Below are 17,334 nucleotides of genomic sequence, written 5' to 3' on the forward strand. Positions count from 1 at the left end.
AAGCGCGTTCCTACAGGGTCAGGCGTGTTTCCAGGCTTCCTTGTTCATCAGATCCTTCGGTCGTTCGCCGCTTAACGCACTGATCATGTTTTCCACGGCACAACGCGCCATCGCCTCGCGGGTTTCGTGCGTGGCCGATCCCATGTGCGGGGTCGCTACCACGTTGTCCAGTTGCAACAACGGGGAGTCTGCCTGCAGCGGCTCGCGCTCGAACACGTCGAGGCCTGCCGCGCGAATCTGTCCCGTCTGCAGCGCGTGGATCATGGCCTGCTCATCCACCACTTTGCCCCGCGCGATGTTGATGAAGATCGTCTCGGGGCGCATCCGGGCAAATTGCTTTGCACCGATCAGGCCTTCGGTTTCAGCGGTCAGCGGCACGGTCAGGCAAACGAAGTCGGCTTCTTGCAGCAGTGCGTCGAGGCTGCGGTACTGCGCATTGAAACGCGCTTCGACCGCCGGCTTGGGCGAGTGGCTGTGATAGAGCACCGGCATGCCGAAACCAAAGTGGCCGCGCTGTGCCACGGCTTCACCGATCCTTCCCATGCCGACAATACCGAGCGTCTTGCCGTGAACATCGGTGCCGAAATGGGCCGGGCCGATGTTCTGCGTCCATTCGCCATTGCGCACCATCGTGGCCAGTTCCACCACACGACGGGCCGTGGCCATGATCAGCGCAAACCCGGTGTCGGCCGTGGTTTCGGTCAGGACGTCCGGGGTGTTGCTCAACAGGATGCCCCGTCGGGTGAGGTCGTCGATGTCGTAGTTGTCGACCCCCACGGAGACACTGGACACCGCTTTGAGCTTCGGCGCCAGATCGAGCAGTTGCGCGTCGAGCTTAAGGCTGGCGCCCAGCAGACCGTCAGCCTGGGGCAGGGCGTCGCGCAGGCGGGCCAGGCCACCTGCGCTTTTCGGATCCTCGATCAACGTGACCTCGGCGTATGCCTGCAGGCGCTCCATCAGGGGCGCCGACAGCTTTTTATAAAGAACAACGTGCTTTTTCATCGAATGATTTCCAGATCAGGGGTGCGCGGGCGTGCGACGAGCCGTCGGTTCATCGAGCACCGGCTTTGCGGCGTTGTCCGGCTTGAGCAACAAGGTCAATACGACCGACACCAGCAACGCGCCGCTCATGAACAGGTAGGACGCGCTCAGCGTGCCGGTGACGCCGTTGAGGTAACCCACCAGATAAGAGCCTGCGAACGAACCCAGTGCGCCGAGGCTGTTGATCAATGCCATGGCACCACCGGCCACGTTGGCCGGAAGGATTTCCGGCACGATGGCGAAGAACGGGCCGTAAGGCGCGTACATGCAGGCCCCGGCGATCACCAGCAGGGCGTAGGACCACCAGAAGTGGTCGGTGCCCAGTGCGTAAGAGCCGTAGAACGCCACGGCAGCCAGCAGCAGCGGCGGCCAGACGAAGAGTTTGCGTTTTTGCAGTTTGTCCGAGGCCCATGACACCAGCACCATGCCGATCACCGCTGCCAGATAAGGCAGTGCGGACAGCCAGCCGGCTTCGACCATGTCCATCTGCATGCCTTTCTTGATGATCGTCGGCAACCACAGCACGAAGCCGTATACGCCGATGCTCCAGCAAAAATACTGAGCGGCCAACAGCAAGACTTTCGGCGAACGGAAGGCTTCGGCGTAGTTCTTCACTGGCTTGATGCCGACCTGTTCGGCGTCCAGACGCGCCTGCAGTTCGGTCTTCTCTTCCTCGGTCAGCCATTTGGCCTGCGCGGGACGCTCGTCCACCAGGCGCCACCAGATAAACGCCCAGATGACAGCAGGCAGGCCTTCGACGATGAACATCCAGCGCCAGCTGAAGTGTGCCACCAGATAACCCGACACCACCGACATCCAGAGCATGGTCACCGGGTTACCGAGGATCAACACGGTGTTGGCGCGTGAGCGTTCGGCCTTGGTGAACCAGTAGCACAGGTACACCAGCATGGCGGGCATCACGGCGGCCTCGACCACCCCGAGCATGAAGCGGATGCCGATCAGCATGTAGGCGTTGGAGACGATACCGGTCAGGGTCGCGAGGCCGCCCCAGAGAATAAGGCTGACGAAGATCAGCTTCTTCACGCTCTTCTTCTGCGCGTAGATGGCGCCCGGGACTTGGAAGAAGAAGTAGCCGAGGAAGAACAAGGCCCCCAGCAATGACGACATCCCCGGTGTGATGTGCAGGTCTTCCGCCATGCCCGAGGCAGCGGCAAAGCCATAGTTGGCGCGGTCCAGATAGGCCAGGCTGTAGGTGATGAAGACGATCGGCATGATCAGCAGCCACCGGCGTTTGAGGCCGGCATGCTTGACGTTTTCGAGTAGCTTTTCCATTTCAGGCTCCCTGAGCATGTTGTTTTTGTCGCAGCAGGTGAAGGGGAACAGTGTGTGCACGCAATAAACGGGGGGATCAGGCGGTTTGTCGTCGCAATGTCGGGTTCAGTTCGGCGGCTTGCAACGCGGCGCGGGTCGGCAGACCCTCCATGTCGCCACGGCTCTGCACCGCTTGGCTGCCGACCCAGTTGCCACGGGCCGTGGCTTGATCGAAACCGAGGTTTTCCAGCAGCGCGCTGATGACGCCGACCGCGAAGCCGTCACCCGCACCGACCGTGTCGATGACCTTGGCCACCGGCACGCCGGGCACGAACGCTTCATTGAGTTGGGTGCGGTAATACGCGCCTTTGGCGCCGAGTTTGATCACCACCGCTTCCACGCCCATGTCCAGATAGAACCTGGCGATGTCGGCCGGGGTGTCGTAGCCCGTCAACAGTTCACCTTCGGCCATGCCCGGCATCATCCAGTGCGCCAGGCTGGCGAGACGGTTGATCTCACGAATCATCGTCGCCTGGCTTGACCACAGCGAAGGCCGCAGATTGGGGTCGAACGACACGCTGCGTCCGGCATCGCGCATCTGCGTCATCAGCACATGCGACAGCTCCCGGCAGGTGTCGGACAGGGCGGCGGGAATCCCGGTGGCGTGCAGGTGCCGGGCCTTGAGCAGCTCCGGCACGATGTCGTTGACCGAGAGGTGACTGGCCGCCGAGCCACGGCGGAAGTACTCGACCACGGGGTCAGCGCCTTCAAGCTCCAGCGATTTGAATTGAAACCCGGTGGGGTGGCCGTTATCGACCGTCACATGGCTGCAATCGACGCCTTCCTGTTGCAGGCTGTCGGTGACGAAGCGGCCCATGGAGTCGTTGCCCACGCGGCTCAGCCACGCCACCTTGAAACCCAGTCGGGACAAGCCAATGGCAACGTTGCTGTCGGCGCCGGCAATGCGCTTTTCGAAATGACGAACCTGAGCCAGGTCGCCGGTCTGCTCGGCGACCAGCATGGTCATGGTTTCGCCGAAGGAAAGGATATCGATCTCAGACATGGCTCAATGCCTCAGTAGCAGGTTGAACAAGCGGTTGGCCAAGTCGGGCGAGGGCGTCAACTTGGGTGCGTGTCACCTCCAGCAAATCCTCGCCTTGCAGCGGGTATTCGACGGCCCGGGGCAAGCCGCCGGGCATGTGTTTGAGCAATTGCTCCCACTGATGCAGATCGGTTGGCGCAGGCGGTACGGCAATCAATTTGCCCGCCGGGTTGCGCACCACGGCTTTGCAGTGCACGTATTCGACGAAACGGCCCAACTGGCGAGCGGCGCTGGAGGCCGATTGGTCCTGCCACATCCAGTTGCCGATGTCGAAGGTCATGCCGATGGGCATCTGCAACGCATCGACGCGGGCGAAGAAGTCGGTGAAAGGCTCGATGCGACCGCCTTGTGGCGTTTGGTCGTTCTCCACCAGAAGGTGCACGTCGTAACGGGCCAGACGGTCGGCGAGGGCGGCGACGTCACTGTCCTCGGTCAAATGCCCGAGCGACACCTTTAGCCATGCAGCGCCACACGCCGATGCGCGTTGCAGCGTCGGTTCCAGCGCCGGGTTGGGTTGACGCTGCCCTTCAAGCCAGAGCTCCAGCGGTGCCGAATACAGGCATTCCAGACCTTGTGCGCGAATAGCTTCGCCGAGGGCTGCAAGGTCTTGGCGACCGTTGAAGAGTTCTTCACGCAGTTCGATGCGCGTGACGCCTGCTTCTACCAGAAGCGGGATGAAACTTGCTTGGCCGCGCTCGCGGACGAAGTCGGCACCGAAGGCGCCCAGGCTGATGGCAACGGGGAATCGGCTCATTGTTATTGTCCTCTGAAACCGGTTTCATTTTTGTTCGAGCGGGGGCGCCCGAGGAAAGTTCTTCAAATCGGCAGGCGTGAAGACCTGCGGTATCAAAAAGGGGCGTTCAGGGTCGCTGTCGCGTGGAGCCGCGCACAATCAGTTGCGCCGGGAAGTCATAGGTTTTCACGGCATCCAGATCACCGCGCAGCCGCCCGAGCAGGCACTCGAAGGCGGTCACGCCGATGTCGTGGGTCGGTTGCGCCAAGGCAGTAATCCCGCCGCCCACCAACGGGTACCAATCCAGTTCGTCCAGGGCGATCAAGCCGATGTCATCGAACAGATGGCAGCCCAGATCATGCAGCTGACGGGTGGTGTTGAGGGTCGCGACGCCGTTGCCGGTGAACAGGGCTTTAGGGCCATGACCGGTCTGGGCAAGGAACTCACGAAGGTGATCGCGCAAGCTGTCACCGGTCTCGCGCACCTGACCGCGCATGCCGGCGCGCCGGGCGATACCGGCCTTGAAGGCATCGACGCGCTCGATCCGCGAACTGGTGCCATCCTGCGGTTCGGTGACCATGAGGAGGTCGCGATACCCCGATTGCTGGAGGTGGTCGAGAGCCTGGTTCACCGCAGAGATATTGTTCAGGCCCACGAGATCGCTTTGCAGTTGATCGACCTTGCGATCCACCAGCACCATCGGCAATTCGTTGTGCAGTTCGCGCAATTCATCGAGATGGTGGCCAAGGGTGTTCACGATCAGGCCTTCGATGTTGTACGAACGCAGTGCCGCCAGATGCAGGCGTTCCTGTTCGTCGTCGCGGTCGGTGTTGCACACCACCAGGCTGTAGCCGTGTTTACGGCAGGCGGTTTCGACGCCGTGCATGACGGCAATGGAATAGGGGTTGCGGATGTCGGCGACCAGCATGCCGATCAAGCGGGTACGGCCACGCTTGAGGCCGCGCGCCATCTGATTGGGGCGATAACCGAGGGTTTCGATGGCGTGTTCGATGCGCTGGGCAATGGCTTCGGACAGCAATTGCCGGTCTTCGCCGATGAAGCGCGAGACGCTGGCTTTGGACACGCCGGCCATGTCGGCGACATCGTTCATGGTGACGCGGGCACGCGCCGGTGTCGGAATACTGTTCATGGCCTGACCCTTATTGGATTTATCAGCAGGCTTTTGCGGAAAGCGTGTTCGGCTCTGAAACCGGTTTCAGGAAACACCAAAGCGAGTGCGTCGTCAACTCCGGATCGGATGAAAGGTGGGTGGGTTCAGAGGGTGGATGCCAGGCGTGAACAGGGTTTTCCGTGGGAGTGAGCTTGCTTACGAAGGGGCCGGTATTGCCCACGCGTGTTCATCGATTGGAACACTCCCATTGCGAGCAAGCTCACGCCCACAGGTTTTTGCATTATTTGCGAGATCAATGATTCCCCTTGAACGTATCGCGCCATGCCAGAAAGCGTTTTTCCAGCATCGCCAGCACGCCGTCGGTCAATTTGCCCAACAAAGCCAGCGCAATAATCGCTGCCAGCACAATGTCCGGGCGTGACGTTTCCCGGCCATCACTGAGCAGATACCCCAGTCCCTTGGTGGCGGCGATCAGTTCCGCCGCCACCAGAAACATCCAAGCGAGGCTCAGCCCTGAGCGCAGGCCGGTAAAGAGGCCGGGCAGGGCGGCCGGCAAGAACAGATGGACGATCATCTGCCGTTGACTGAACCGGTACATCCGACCCACCTCGACCAGCTTGCGATCAATGCCGCGTATCGCCGCCACGCCGTTCAGGTACACGGGAAAGAACGCACCGATGGCAATCAGCACGATCTTGGACGTCTCATCGATCCCCAGCCACAAGAGCAGCAGCGGCACCCACGCCAGGCTCGGAATGGATCGCAGGCCGGCAAACGTCGGCTCCAGATAGGCTTCGGCCTCGCGGCTCAGCCCCACCCAGGCCGCGAACATCAGCGCAAGGCTGGCGCCGATGGCGAACCCGCTGAGTACGCGAATCAGGCTGGCGCCGATGTGCTTCCACAAGGCGCCGTCGGCAAGGTCGGTCAGGGTGGCGGCGATTTCGCTGGGCGCGGGCATTTGATACGACTGCACCCAGCCGATGCGCACGACGATTTCCAGCAACACCAGAATCGCCACCGGCACGGCCAGGCCTTTGAGTCGGGTGCGCCATCGCGTGGGCAGGCGCACAGGCTGTCGCGCAGGTTGAGCCTCGTTAGCGTTCAACGTTTCGACCCTGGAACTGTTCATGGCTTCTCGGCAATGGTTTTGCCAATCACGGCCTTGCCAAAGTCTGGCGCTATCAGCTCGTCGATGACGTGGCCAACGTCCGTACCCTTGCGCACCAGCTCCTCGGACACCAGGATCGGTGCGGCGCCTTTCGACGCCGTCACGTCTTTGTCGGTGAGCTGTGGGCGGGTGATGTCGGTGCGAGTCAGTTGCAGCTTGGCGACGTCTAGCGGCAGGCCCGATTCGGTCGCCAGCAAGCGGGCAAACTCATCCGGATTATTCAGCGCCCATTCGCGGGCTTTTTCGTAGGCCGCGATCACTGTCTTGATCGCCTCCGGGTGTTCCTTGGCATAGCGCTCGGTCACGCTGACCACGCCATAGCTGTTGAAGTCCTTGTTGCGGTAAAGCAGGCGCGAACCGGCCTGGATTTCACTGGCGGCCATGTGAGGGTCAAGGCCGGCCCAGGCGTCGACGTCGCCTTTTTCCAGCGCGATGCGGCCGTCCGGGTGTTGCAGGTGCAGCAGCTCGACATCGTCTTTGGTCAGTTTCGCCTGCTGCAAGGCGCGCAGGGTGAACAGGTAAGGGTCAGTGCCCTTGGTGGCGGCGATCTTCTTGCCCTTGAGGTCGGCAACGCTCTTGAAAGGGGAATCCTTGCGCACCACCAACGCTGTCCATTCGGCGCGGCTGTAGACATACACCGATTTGATCGGACTGCCGTTGGCGCGCGCCAGCACCGCAGAAAGGCTGGCCGACGAGGCGAAATCAACGCCGCCGCTGTTCAGGTACTCCAGCGAGCGGTTGCTGCCCTGACTGAAAACCCAGCTGACTTTGGTATCGGGCAATGCGTTCTCCAGCCAGCCGAAATGCTTGAGCACCAGGCTGACGGGTGAATAGTAGGCGTAGTCCAGATGGACCTCGGCAGGTGGCGTCTCAGCGGCCTGAGCCAGAGGCCCAAGCGTCAGGGTCAGTGCCGCAGCCAGCAGCTTCAGGGATGTGGGCAAGCGAGGAAAGGTGCTCATGGGATGATTTCCATTCGAAAGAGGCGGAAGCTGCACAGGGCTGCTTATGTCGAATTCAGCAGTCAGCGCGAGTCAGCCTGCGTTATTGGAATATTGCAGGCTCTGTGCCATGAGCAGGTTTCCTGCGGAAAACCGTGCTTGTGGCTGTTTCTCCCAAGGCGGGAAAGTTGCCCGGTCAACAGGGCTGCTGAATGGCTGTTGCAGGACAGACATCTGCGCAGGACGCGTCGTGTTTTTTAGAGAATTCCCCGATCAAAGGTTGTCAGTTGCGCTGCCGCTGTTCATGCTGCGGCTCTCAACGTGTTACAGGATCTTTCCGCGCATGTCTGTCGCCGCTCGAGATGCCGATTCCGCTTCACGCCGTTCGGCGACCGTTCTCAGCCTGTGCCTGCCCAGCGATGTCTTGCTGTATCTGCTGCTGCCGATGAACGCTGATGCGTTCGGCATCAGCCTGCCGGAAGCGGGGATCCTGTTGGCGGCCAATCGGTTGGTGCGCATCTTCGGCTACAGCTACGTGGTGCGGTTCTACGCCAAACACGGTGATCGCCCGACAGTGATGCTGGCGGCTGTGGTGTCAGCACTGTGTGCGCTGGGCAATTCGTTCATTTCCGGGTTCTGGTGGTTGCTGATCCTGCGCTTGGGGTGGGGCCTGACGTTCGGCGCGCTGAACCTCTCGACCCAGGCGCTGGCGACCTCCGAGCCCGGTGGCGCTGCACGCCGCTCAGGGACCTCGCGGGCGATCATCGCAATCGGACCCATGCTGGCGCTGCCGATTGGCGCCTTGATCAGCCTGCATTTCGGTCCCCGGTTGATTTTCCTGATTCTGGCGTTCTTCTCGTTGGCCGGGTTGTTCATCGCCAAGGGATTGCCGAAGATTCCCCATGCGATGCCCAGCCCGGGCGGACGCCGATTCAAGGCGCCTGACAGCATCGCGATGTGGTCCTTCATCGAAGGCGTGGCGCTGGACGGGTTGTTCATTTTCGGCCTGTCCTTGCAGGCGCAATCGGTGCTCGGCGGCAACGCGGTGTTCATTGCGGGCGTCCTGCTGGCGCTGCGGTATGTCTCGGAGATGCTGCTCAGCCCATTGGGCGGGCGTGCAGCCGATGCGTTTGGGGCCGTGCGCATGCTGGTGGTGTTTTCCGGGCTGACCACGCTGGCGCTCACAGCCTTTGGGTTTCACTGGCTGATTCTGGGTGCGGGAGGTGTCTTGATCTTGCGCGCGTTGCAACTGCCGTTGGTGACCACGCTGGTCGCGGAGCGCAATCCGGGCGCGGGGCGAGTTCAGGCGCTGGCCGGCAATGCCGTTTGGCGTGATGTTGGTGCAGGTGTCGGTCCCTTGCTGGCCGGGGTGTTGCTGCCAATCGCCTCACCCTCTTGGGTGTACAGCGTGGCGGGCCTGGCGGTGGTGGTGAGCGCCGTCGTTTGCAGCCGTTACAGGGGGCGCGAAGCCGTCGCGTAACCCTGACCCTGATACATCCGCTTACATACCGTTCGGCGATTAATACGATAAATCAGCAGGTTGCGTGCAACCTCTGACGCTGTTTCCCATCTGATGATCATTCTTCATACGGACATAAAGCTTCGCTAGCCTGCATTCGTTAGCCAATTGCCAGTTCACAGGGACGTTGCTCAGGGCGAAACCGCCCCTCATGCACCATCAGAACCCGGGCCATTATGACCTTTTTCAAATCACCCTCTGCCTCTCACGTGCTCCAGCGTTTCGCGTATTTTCTGTTGCCCTTTTTGCTCATCTGCTCAGCGGTGTTCTGGTTCACCGTGGGCAAGGGCGTTCATGCAGAACCCAAGAACGGCACTCAGACCCTCGTTTTCCTGCGGCACGCCGAAAAACCCGATATGGGCTTGGGGCAATTGAACTGCCAAGGCCTGAACCGCGCCATCGACCTTTCCACGGTGTTGCCGAAGACCTTCGGCAAAGCCGACTTCATCTTCGCCGCCAACCCGAGCCGGCATGTGGAAGAGGGCGTAGGTGACCATTCCTACAGCTACCTTCGCCCCCTGATGACCGTCGGGCCGAGCGCGATCAAGCTGGGCCTGCCGGTCAATATCGACTTCGCGGCCAATGACACTACGGACCTGGCCGATGAGTTCATGCGCGACAAATACCACGACGCCACGATCTACACCGCCTGGTCCCACGGTTACCTGCCGGAGTTGATCAACAAGGTCGCCCAAGAGGCCTCCGGCAAGGACCTCAAACTGGTCAAGGACTGGACGGGCGATGACTTCGACTCCGTGCTGGTGCTGACGCTGAAATGGAACAACGGCAAAGCCACGCTGCAGTACGAGAACTATAAGCAGAATCTGAATGACGGGTCGGTGGGGTGTCCAACGTGATGACGCGCTGTCGTTTTCTCAAACGCCTTTCGTTCTTCACAGGTTGATCGTTCCCACGCTCCGCGTGGTAGCCCTCTGGACGCCCCACGCCTGTTGTTGATAGTTCCCACGCTCCGCGTCTTGAGGGCGCCTGCAGGTTTTGTATTTGGCCCGAGACTGCGCTAGCGTTCAGCCGGTCGAACACTCTCTGGCTTCCCCATGCTCGAAACATCCCACCTCCAGGCTTCCCGCCACCTCCCGTTCAAACCGCCCTTCGACTGGCAACGCATGCTCAACTTCTTCGCGGCGCGGATGACGGCCGGGGTTGAGGCAGTGGTTGAGGGCGTGTACCTGCGCAATATCGAGTTCAAAGGCAGCGTCGGCACGCTCTCGGTGGCGATGGCGCCTTCGCAGGATCACCTGATCGCGACGGTGCATGGCGAGGTCAGTCGGCACATCGACGACCTGGTCGAGCCGATCTCGCACATGTTCGACCTGTACGCGGCGCCGGATGACATCGACCGCTGCCTGTCGGTTGACCCTTGGCTGGCGTCGTTGGTGCAGAAGCGTCCGGGGCTGCGCGTGCCAGGCGCTTTTTCGGGGTTTGAGCTGGTGGTGCGGACCATCGTCGGGCAACAGGTGAGCGTCAAGGGCGCGACCACCATCGTCGGGCGTCTGGTGCAGCGCGCGGGCGTGCAGGTGCCTGAAAGCCCCGTCGAACAGCTTGCCTGGCGGTTCCCTACGCCGGATGCACTGGCGCGCGTCGATCTGGACAAGATCGGCATGCCCGGCAAACGGGTTGAAACGCTGCAGCGGGTGGCCGCCGCCGTCGCCAGTGGCGAGATTTCGCTGAATGTCAGCCATGGCGATGAGGTCGCACAACTGCGTCGTCAGTTGCTGGCGATGCCGGGCATTGGCCCGTGGACGGTCGAGTACATCGCCATGCGCGCTTGGCGCGACCCCGATGCCTGGCCCGCATCGGACCTGGTGCTGATGAACCTCATGACCCAGCACGACCCTAGCCTCACGCGGCTGGCGCTGCATAAAGTGCGGGCCGAGGCGTGGAAGCCTTGGCGCGCTTACGCGGCGATGCACATCTGGAATTCGGCGGCGGACGTCGCGGGCAAGGCCAAGGGCGGTTGAGTCCGAATTTGATCGCAAGAACGGGATGGCCGCGATAACCACCGCGGTTACTATGGGCACATGCCGGCCCGCCTCAAATGTCTGAGAGGCCCGGTCGACGCTCGACAAGGAGCCCTCATGACCTTCACCTATCGCTTCATCGAATCGCCGGTCGGTCAGTTGAAACTGATCGCAAAAGGTCCTTTTCTCGCGGCCATTCTCTGGGAAAACGACCGTCCCAATCGCGTCTTGCTGGGTGACATGAACGAGGATCAGGGCAGCGAGATCCTCGATCAGGCCGAACAGCAACTGGCTGAGTATTTTGCCGGGACCCGTCACCGGTTCGATCTGGCGCTGGACTTCCACGGCACCGAGTTTCAGAAAAAAGTCTGGCGCGCTTTACTGACCATCCCTTTTGGCGAAACCCGCAGCTACCTGGATATTGCCCTCCAGATCGGCAACCCGGCCGCTGTCCGTGCGGTCGGTGCCGCCAATGGCAAGAACCCGATCTCCATCGTCGCGCCTTGTCATCGTGTGATTGGCCGTTCCGGCGCGCTGACCGGGTTTGCCGGTGGCCTGGCGGCCAAGGAACTGCTGCTGACCCTGGAAGGCGGCATGCCTCAGCGATCGGCAAAGCCCGCGAATCCTGTCACGCCCACTCAGGCGTCGCTGTTCTAGACTCATCCGCCTTGCCGCATAAAAACGAACAATAGAGATGACCATGCCTGCTTCTACCCAGACGTTTCGTGACCTGCACCACCAAGCCACCGTTTTGCGCCTGCCCAACGCCTGGGACGCCGGCAGCGCCCGCTTGTTCGAAAGCCTTGGGGCGACAGCCATTGCGACCACCAGTGCCGGTGTGGCCTGGTCCCAAGGCTATGCCGATGGCCGTGTGTTTCCGATTGAAGTGGCGGTGAACGTGGCCGCAAGCATCGCCCGGGTGATCAAGGTGCCGCTGTCGGTGGACATCGAGAATGGCTACTCGGATGACCCGTACACCGTCGCCGAGCACGTTAAACGGTTGCTGGATGTCGGCGCGGTCGGCATCAATCTGGAGGACGGCCCGGATGCACCGGAGCTGTTGGCGCGCAAGATCGAAGCGATCAAGGACGTCGCTGCGAAGGGCGGCCTGGACGTGTTTATCAATGCCCGCACCGATGTGTTTCTGGCGGGGTTGGCGGCTGAAGGGCAGCGCGTCGAAGAGAGCCTGAGGCGGGGCAGGCTTTACCAGCAGGCCGGGGCCGACGGGCTCTTTGTGCCGGCGGTCATCGATGTCCCAGCGATCCAGGCCATCGTTCAGGGGGTCGCGTTACCGATCAACGTGCTGGCGCGGCCAGGGCTGCCAGCGGCGGATGAGCTGGCCACCGTGGGCGTGCGTCGTTTGAGCGCCGGGTCCGGTGTCGCGCAGACCTTGTGGGGTCAGGCGGAGCAACTGGCTCGCGGTTTTCTTGAACATGGGCGTTCGGAGAACGTGACTCAGGGCAGCCTGTCGTATCCGCAGATTCAGGCGCTGTTCGATCACTGATGTACCGGTAGGAGCGCGCTTGCCCGCGATTGCGGAGTGTCAGCCACTGAATAAGCCGCAGATAGATCGTCATCGCGGGCAAGCGCGCTCCTGCAGTGGGTTCCGACCACCTGAGGCCTCAGGTCGGGACACGAAGTCTCTTTCGCCTGTTCAATCGCGAAACCCGCAATCGCGGCTGATCTTCGCACTGCATTCCAGCAGCAGTTCCAGAAACCTCTCCCGTGCCCCCTCGGGGTCCATCACCGCGTCGGGGCCTGACAGGTTGATCGCCGCGCTGACCTGCCCGGTATGGTCCTTGACCGAAGTAGCAATGGCCGTGGAGTAGTCGGAGCGATGCTGCACCCAGCCTTGTTGGCGATCACCTTGAATCAATGCTTGCAGTTGCGGCAGGGTCCGCGGTGCCGGCGTGGGGTAGTCGTCCAGCCGGATGTGTTGATACAACGCACCCAGCGCCGAGTCATCCAGCGCGGTCAGCAGCATGCGGCCCATGGCCGTGCAGTGACAGGCAATGCGTGTGCCTATCGGAATGTTCACCGACAGTCGTTGCGCCGCAAAAGCGCGGTACAGGTACAGACTGTCGGTCTGCTCGCGAATGCTCAGATGACAGGACAACGAGGTACGGTCCCGCAGTTGGTTGAGGTGGGGCATCGCCACTTCGACGATGTCGCGGCTGGCCAGGTAACTGAAGCCATCGCTGATGACCCGTGCACCGAGCTCGTATTGGGAGTTGTGCTTGTTCAGATAACCCATGTCGGTCAGCGTGAACAGAATCCGATACACCGCCGAAGTACTGACACCCAGCCGCTCGGCGATGTCCTGAATGCTCAGGCTGCGCGTGCGGGCGTTGAACATGCCCAGCACACTGAGCCCTCGGGCGAGGGCAGGGACGCTGTAGCCGGTGTCTTTGTCGGGCGTTTCAGCGATGTTCATCGGGTGTCTCCTTGATAACAGCCTTTGCACCGCCCGTAGCCCCACGGCGTGCCGGCGGTGGCGGCTTTGACGTCGCCGTGAACCTGTAGGCGCCGGCTTGCTGGCGAACGCGTCAGGCCAGACGCCTTGATGTGAGTGACACACCGCAATCCCCAGGCGTCAGACCGCTACCGGGCCTGCGCAGCTGCCGATCAATCCAGGGCTTCAATCCCCAGCACCTGCCCATCGAACTCGGCCATGGCATCCAGCACCGCACTTTTGAAGTACGCCAGCGACGCCCGGTCGAACAGGATCTGGAACGCCGGTTGCCCTTTCGAGCCCAAGTTGATCACGATGACGTTGATCCGCGCCGCCGAAGTCTGCGCGACGGTACCCGGCGGGAACGCGGCGGCGCGCAGGTCGACGCCGCAGAGTTTGGCCATGACGTCGGCGATGCAGACGCCACTCAACTGCAGCCAGGCGTGGCTGTCTTCCCGGGGCAGCAGGTAGTTGGCGCTGTGGTCCAGCTCCCAACGCGCCTCCTCGTCGGCGATGCGTTCGCCACGGTCTGCAAGGCTGCCAAGAATCAGGTACTCAGTCTGCGACAGTCGGGCCACATGGCTGCCATCCGCTTGAGTGACTGCCCGGTTCGGCGCATCTGGCAGGGTAAAACCTCGCGCCTGCAAGTACGCGGCGCTCTGTTGACCGCGAAAGCCGACCCGCGGCACCTCGGTCAGTTCGACCAGCACGCATGGGTGTGACGCGCCGAGCTGAAACGGGATGGGTTCGATGTAGCTTTCTGTGTTGAGGCTCGACATGTCAGAGCTCCTGGCGCAAGTTTTCAGGATCGAAGAACGGCAGTTTCACCACGGTGGCCTGGACGATGACGCCGTCCTCCACCCGAATCGGAATGTGCTGCCCTGGCTGGCTCTGATCGAACGCCGCGTAGGCCAAGCCGATGATTGTGTCCAAAGATTGCGAGTACTCGCAGGAGGTCACGTTGCCGCTGATGTCTGGACCGGTTCCTGAGTGAGTCAACACCAGATGGCCTTCCAGTGGTTGCGGGCTGGCCTTGGGCAGCGTGAAACCCACCAGTTTGCGTTTTTGCGGCTGGGCTTCGAGTATGTCCACCGAGCGACGGCCGACGAAGAACGGCTTGGTCCGGCTCACCGCCCAACCCATGTCGATCTCGCCGGGATGGGTCATGCCGTCGGTGTCCTGGCTGATGATCACGTGGCCTTTTTCCAGCCGCAGCAAGCGCTGGGTTTCGACGCCGAACGGGCGGATATCGAAGGCCTTGCCGGCTTCCATCAACGCATCCCAGAGCTTCAATGCGTGACGCGCGGGAACGTGAATTTCGTAACCCAGTTCGCCGACGAAACCGACCCGCAGCAAACGCGCCTTGATCCCTGCCACCGTGCCCTGACGCACGCCCAGATAAGGGAAGCCTTCAGCGGACAAATCCAGGTCCTGGCAAACCTTTTCCAGCACGTTGCGCGAATCCGGGCCTGCCACGTTGACCGCCGAAATCGCCGCTGTCACGTTGGCGATGTCCACATCCAGCCGCCACTGTGCATTCCACTTGAGCATTTGCTGATAGATGCGATCGACACCGCTGGTGGTGGCGGTGACGTAAAAGTGGTGCTCGCCGAAGCGCGCACACACGCCGTCGTCGATGACCACGCCATGCTCGTTGGTCATCAGCGCATAACGGGAGCGACCAATCGGCTGCTTGAGGAACGCGAAGGTGTACATACGGTTGAGCAGTTCGGCGGCATCCGGGCCACGCACATCCAAGCCACCGAGTGTCGAAACGTCGATGATGCCGACCTTGTTGCGCACATGCAGCGCTTCGGCCTGCATGCAGGTATCGCGCTCGCTGGCTTTGCCGTAATACGCGGGACGCTGCCAGATCCCCGCAGGCATCATCTTCGCCCCGGCCTCCACATGCCGTTTATGCATCGGCGTCTGCCGGTACGGATCGAACGCACGCCCCGCGACATGGGCCAGTTTCTCGGCCTCGAAGGGTGGGCGCGCGGTGGTGACGCCGGTTTCGCTGACGCTGCGTTGCGTCGAGGCGGCCACCAGCCGAGCGGTTGGCAGCGCCGAATGACGCCCCTGGGATGGGCCCATGCCGACCGTGGAGTAGCGCTTGACCAGTTGAATGTCGCGGTAGCCGATTTTGGTGGCGTTGACGATGTCGCGCACTTGCAGGTCTTCATCGAAGTCGACGAAGTCCTTGCCCTTGGGGTGCGGGAAGATCGGCCATGGGAAGTTGACCTGGGCTTCCGGGCGCATCGCCAGCGGCTTGGTCGCAAGCTCCAGATCCAGCGCCACGACGATGTCGGCGGCGGCATGAATGGCGTCGGCAAACACGTTGTCCAGCGCGTGATAGCCGTGTGCAGAGCCTGCAACGGTGAGGTTTTTCGGCAGCCCGCTGAGGGTGAACTCGGCCAGTTGATCGTCGTAGGCCAGCTTGCCGCCTGCCTGGCACAGCAACTGATAGACCGGCATGTAACCGCCGGACATGCACAGCAGGTCGCACTCCAGAACCAGACCGCTGCTGGCCACCTGGCCTTGTCCGGTGATCTTGCGAATATCCGCGCCGCTGACGTGGCGCATGCCTTTTTCGTGCAGTGCCTCGAACACGGTGCTGCCGAGATGACAGGTGATGCCGCGCTTTTCCAGCGCGAGCAGCAGGGTGCGGTCGGCGGGGTTGCCGCGCATGTCCACCAGCGCGGCCACATCAACGCCCTGATCGTGCAAGTCCAGCGCCGCCAGATAGCCGTCGTCGTTGCCTGTCAGCACTGCCGCGCGTTTGCCTGGCTTGACCGCGTACAGCTTCATCAGGCGTTGCGCGGCACTGGTCAGCATGACGCCGGGCAAGTCGTTGTTGCGGAAGATCACCGGCTGATCGAACGAGCCGCTGGCAATCAGGCACTGCGTGGCGCGCACTTTGTACATGCGTTTGCCTTGAATCACTGGCAGATAATTGTCCGTGAACCAGGCGTTGCAGGTGGCTTTTTTCAGCACGCGAATGTTGACGTGGCCTTCGACGGCGCTGACCAGCTCGTGGCGCAGCGTCTCGGCGCGGGTGCCCTCGAGGTCGAAGCGGGCATACGTCAGCGAGCCGCCCAGCACCGGCTGTTGCTCGATCAGCAGCACCTTCGCGCCGGCGTTGGCGGCTGTCAGTGCTGCCTGAAGCCCCGCGGGGCCTGCGCCAATCACAGCCAGATCCGCGAACAGATAGGCCTTGTCGTAGTATTCAAGCTGGAATTTCAGGTCGAGCACGCCGAGCCCGGCCTTCTTGCGGATAATCGGTTCCCAAAGCTTCCACGCGCCCTTGGGCTTGTAGAACGAGCGGTAATAAAACCCCACCGGCATGAACTTGGAGAACTTGCCGAGGTAAGCGTCCTTATCGTTGTCCAGCGAGCCGTTGAAATTCTGCCCGGTGACCTGTACGCCGTTTTCCAGCAGGTGACTGTCGGCCAGCACGTTGGGCTCGCTCGGCAGTTGCACCAGCGTGTTGGCGTCCTGCCCGGCCATGGTTAGTGGCCCGCGTGGACGGTGGTATTTGAACGAACGCGAGAGCAGAAAGCGGCCATTGGCGAGCAGGGCGCTGGCGATGCTGTCGCCGGCGAAGCCTTGATAGGGCTTGCCGTCGAACGTGAAGTCCAGTGACTGATTACGGTCGATCAGCAGACCCATGGGTGCGGGAAGGCGGCTCATCGGGTGGTCTCCTTGGCGGCGGCGGTGAATTCCACGCGGGTGTTGAACAGCTCCTTCGGGTCGAAGGTGCGCAGGATTTCGTCGCTGCCGGTATGGCGCTCGGCCAGAAACCAGTAGCTGGAGGGATTGTGCATCCACCATTCGCGGACCACGCCCAGCATGTCTTCGCTGTTGAACACATAATCGGCCCATTCGGCGTCGCTGCAGGTTTGCGGATCAGGCATCTGCTTGAACTCGCCGCCGTAGGTGAACTCGCTGATGTTGCGCGGCCCGTTGAGCGGGCAATTCATCACTTTCATGTCCTGCTC

The 17,334-nt window shown here is 61.9% G+C and carries 16 protein-coding genes; 5 read left to right on the forward strand and 11 right to left on the reverse strand.

The window, feature by feature from the left end; translation table 11 throughout:
• Positions 1-18 precede the first annotated feature (18 nt).
• The 7 genes from AB4N84_RS23470 to AB4N84_RS23500 all read right to left on the reverse strand — a co-directional run bounded on the left by AB4N84_RS23470 (position 19) and on the right by AB4N84_RS23500 (position 7,407).
• Positions 19-1,002, reverse strand: coding sequence for a 2-hydroxyacid dehydrogenase (locus AB4N84_RS23470; protein WP_460043409.1), 984 nt, complete (start codon positions 1,000-1,002; stop codon positions 19-21).
• Between the two features lie 15 nt (positions 1,003-1,017).
• Positions 1,018-2,334, reverse strand: a complete 1,317-nt coding sequence (locus AB4N84_RS23475; protein WP_460043411.1) for an MFS transporter — start codon at positions 2,332-2,334, stop codon at positions 1,018-1,020.
• A 76-nt stretch (positions 2,335-2,410) separates the two neighbouring features.
• Positions 2,411-3,376 (reverse strand): sugar kinase, encoded by a 966-nt coding sequence (locus tag AB4N84_RS23480; protein WP_460043412.1) that lies wholly within the window; start codon positions 3,374-3,376, stop codon positions 2,411-2,413.
• Positions 3,369-4,169: a sugar phosphate isomerase/epimerase family protein gene (locus AB4N84_RS23485; RefSeq protein WP_460043414.1), complete on the reverse strand. Its 801-nt coding sequence runs from the start codon at positions 4,167-4,169 to the stop codon at positions 3,369-3,371. The genes AB4N84_RS23480 and AB4N84_RS23485 overlap by 8 nt, the downstream gene beginning before the upstream one ends.
• A gap of 106 nt (positions 4,170-4,275) precedes the next feature.
• Positions 4,276-5,298, reverse strand: a complete 1,023-nt coding sequence (locus AB4N84_RS23490; RefSeq protein ID WP_460043415.1) for a LacI family DNA-binding transcriptional regulator — start codon at positions 5,296-5,298, stop codon at positions 4,276-4,278.
• Between the two features lie 274 nt (positions 5,299-5,572).
• Complete coding sequence (locus AB4N84_RS23495) at positions 5,573-6,409, reverse strand: ABC transporter permease (RefSeq protein WP_460043417.1); 837 nt, start codon at positions 6,407-6,409, stop codon at positions 5,573-5,575.
• Entirely contained in the window at positions 6,406-7,407 is a 1,002-nt protein-coding gene (locus tag AB4N84_RS23500; protein ID WP_460043418.1) for an aliphatic sulfonate ABC transporter substrate-binding protein, read from the reverse strand. Before AB4N84_RS23500 ends, AB4N84_RS23495 begins: the two co-directional genes overlap by 4 nt.
• 322 nt (positions 7,408-7,729) lie before the next feature.
• Between AB4N84_RS23500 and AB4N84_RS23505 the strand changes: the two genes are divergently transcribed.
• The 5 genes from AB4N84_RS23505 (at position 7,730) to AB4N84_RS23525 (ending at position 12,388) form a co-directional block, all read left to right on the forward strand.
• On the forward strand, positions 7,730-8,866 hold the full coding sequence (locus AB4N84_RS23505) for an MFS transporter (RefSeq protein ID WP_074750024.1): 1,137 nt from the start codon (positions 7,730-7,732) through the stop codon (positions 8,864-8,866).
• A 215-nt stretch (positions 8,867-9,081) separates the two neighbouring features.
• A complete protein-coding gene (locus AB4N84_RS23510) occupies positions 9,082-9,762 on the forward strand; it encodes a hypothetical protein (protein ID WP_074750026.1) in 681 nt (226 codons plus the stop codon).
• 198 nt (positions 9,763-9,960) lie between these two features.
• Entirely contained in the window at positions 9,961-10,884 is a 924-nt protein-coding gene (locus tag AB4N84_RS23515) for a DNA-3-methyladenine glycosylase family protein (protein WP_460043419.1), read from the forward strand.
• Between the two features lie 117 nt (positions 10,885-11,001).
• Positions 11,002-11,541, forward strand: coding sequence for a methylated-DNA--[protein]-cysteine S-methyltransferase (locus AB4N84_RS23520; protein ID WP_460043422.1), 540 nt, complete (start codon positions 11,002-11,004; stop codon positions 11,539-11,541).
• Between the two features lie 43 nt (positions 11,542-11,584).
• The gene (locus tag AB4N84_RS23525) at positions 11,585-12,388 is read left to right on the forward strand and encodes an isocitrate lyase/PEP mutase family protein (RefSeq protein WP_460043423.1); all 804 of its coding nucleotides are present in this window, start codon (positions 11,585-11,587) and stop codon (positions 12,386-12,388) included.
• Positions 12,389-12,538: 150 nt separating this feature from the next.
• Here AB4N84_RS23525 and AB4N84_RS23530 read toward each other — a convergent pair whose 3' ends face one another.
• The 4 genes from AB4N84_RS23530 to AB4N84_RS23545 form a co-directional block, all read right to left on the reverse strand.
• Positions 12,539-13,318 carry an IclR family transcriptional regulator gene (locus AB4N84_RS23530; protein ID WP_460043424.1) on the reverse strand — a complete coding sequence of 260 codons (780 nt, stop codon included), beginning with the start codon at positions 13,316-13,318 and terminating at the stop codon, positions 12,539-12,541.
• Between the two features lie 191 nt (positions 13,319-13,509).
• A complete protein-coding gene (locus tag AB4N84_RS23535) occupies positions 13,510-14,115 on the reverse strand; it encodes a sarcosine oxidase subunit gamma (RefSeq protein WP_460043426.1) in 606 nt (201 codons plus the stop codon).
• Position 14,116: 1 nt separating this feature from the next.
• Positions 14,117-17,026: a 2Fe-2S iron-sulfur cluster-binding protein gene (locus AB4N84_RS23540; protein ID WP_460043427.1), complete on the reverse strand. Its 2,910-nt coding sequence runs from the start codon at positions 17,024-17,026 to the stop codon at positions 14,117-14,119.
• Positions 17,023-17,325 (reverse strand): sarcosine oxidase subunit delta, encoded by a 303-nt coding sequence (locus AB4N84_RS23545; protein WP_460043428.1) that lies wholly within the window; start codon positions 17,323-17,325, stop codon positions 17,023-17,025. Before AB4N84_RS23545 ends, AB4N84_RS23540 begins: the two co-directional genes overlap by 4 nt.
• Between the last annotated feature and the right edge of the window lie 9 nt (positions 17,326-17,334).

This window comes from Pseudomonas sp. S2_H01 (assembly GCF_054668305.1).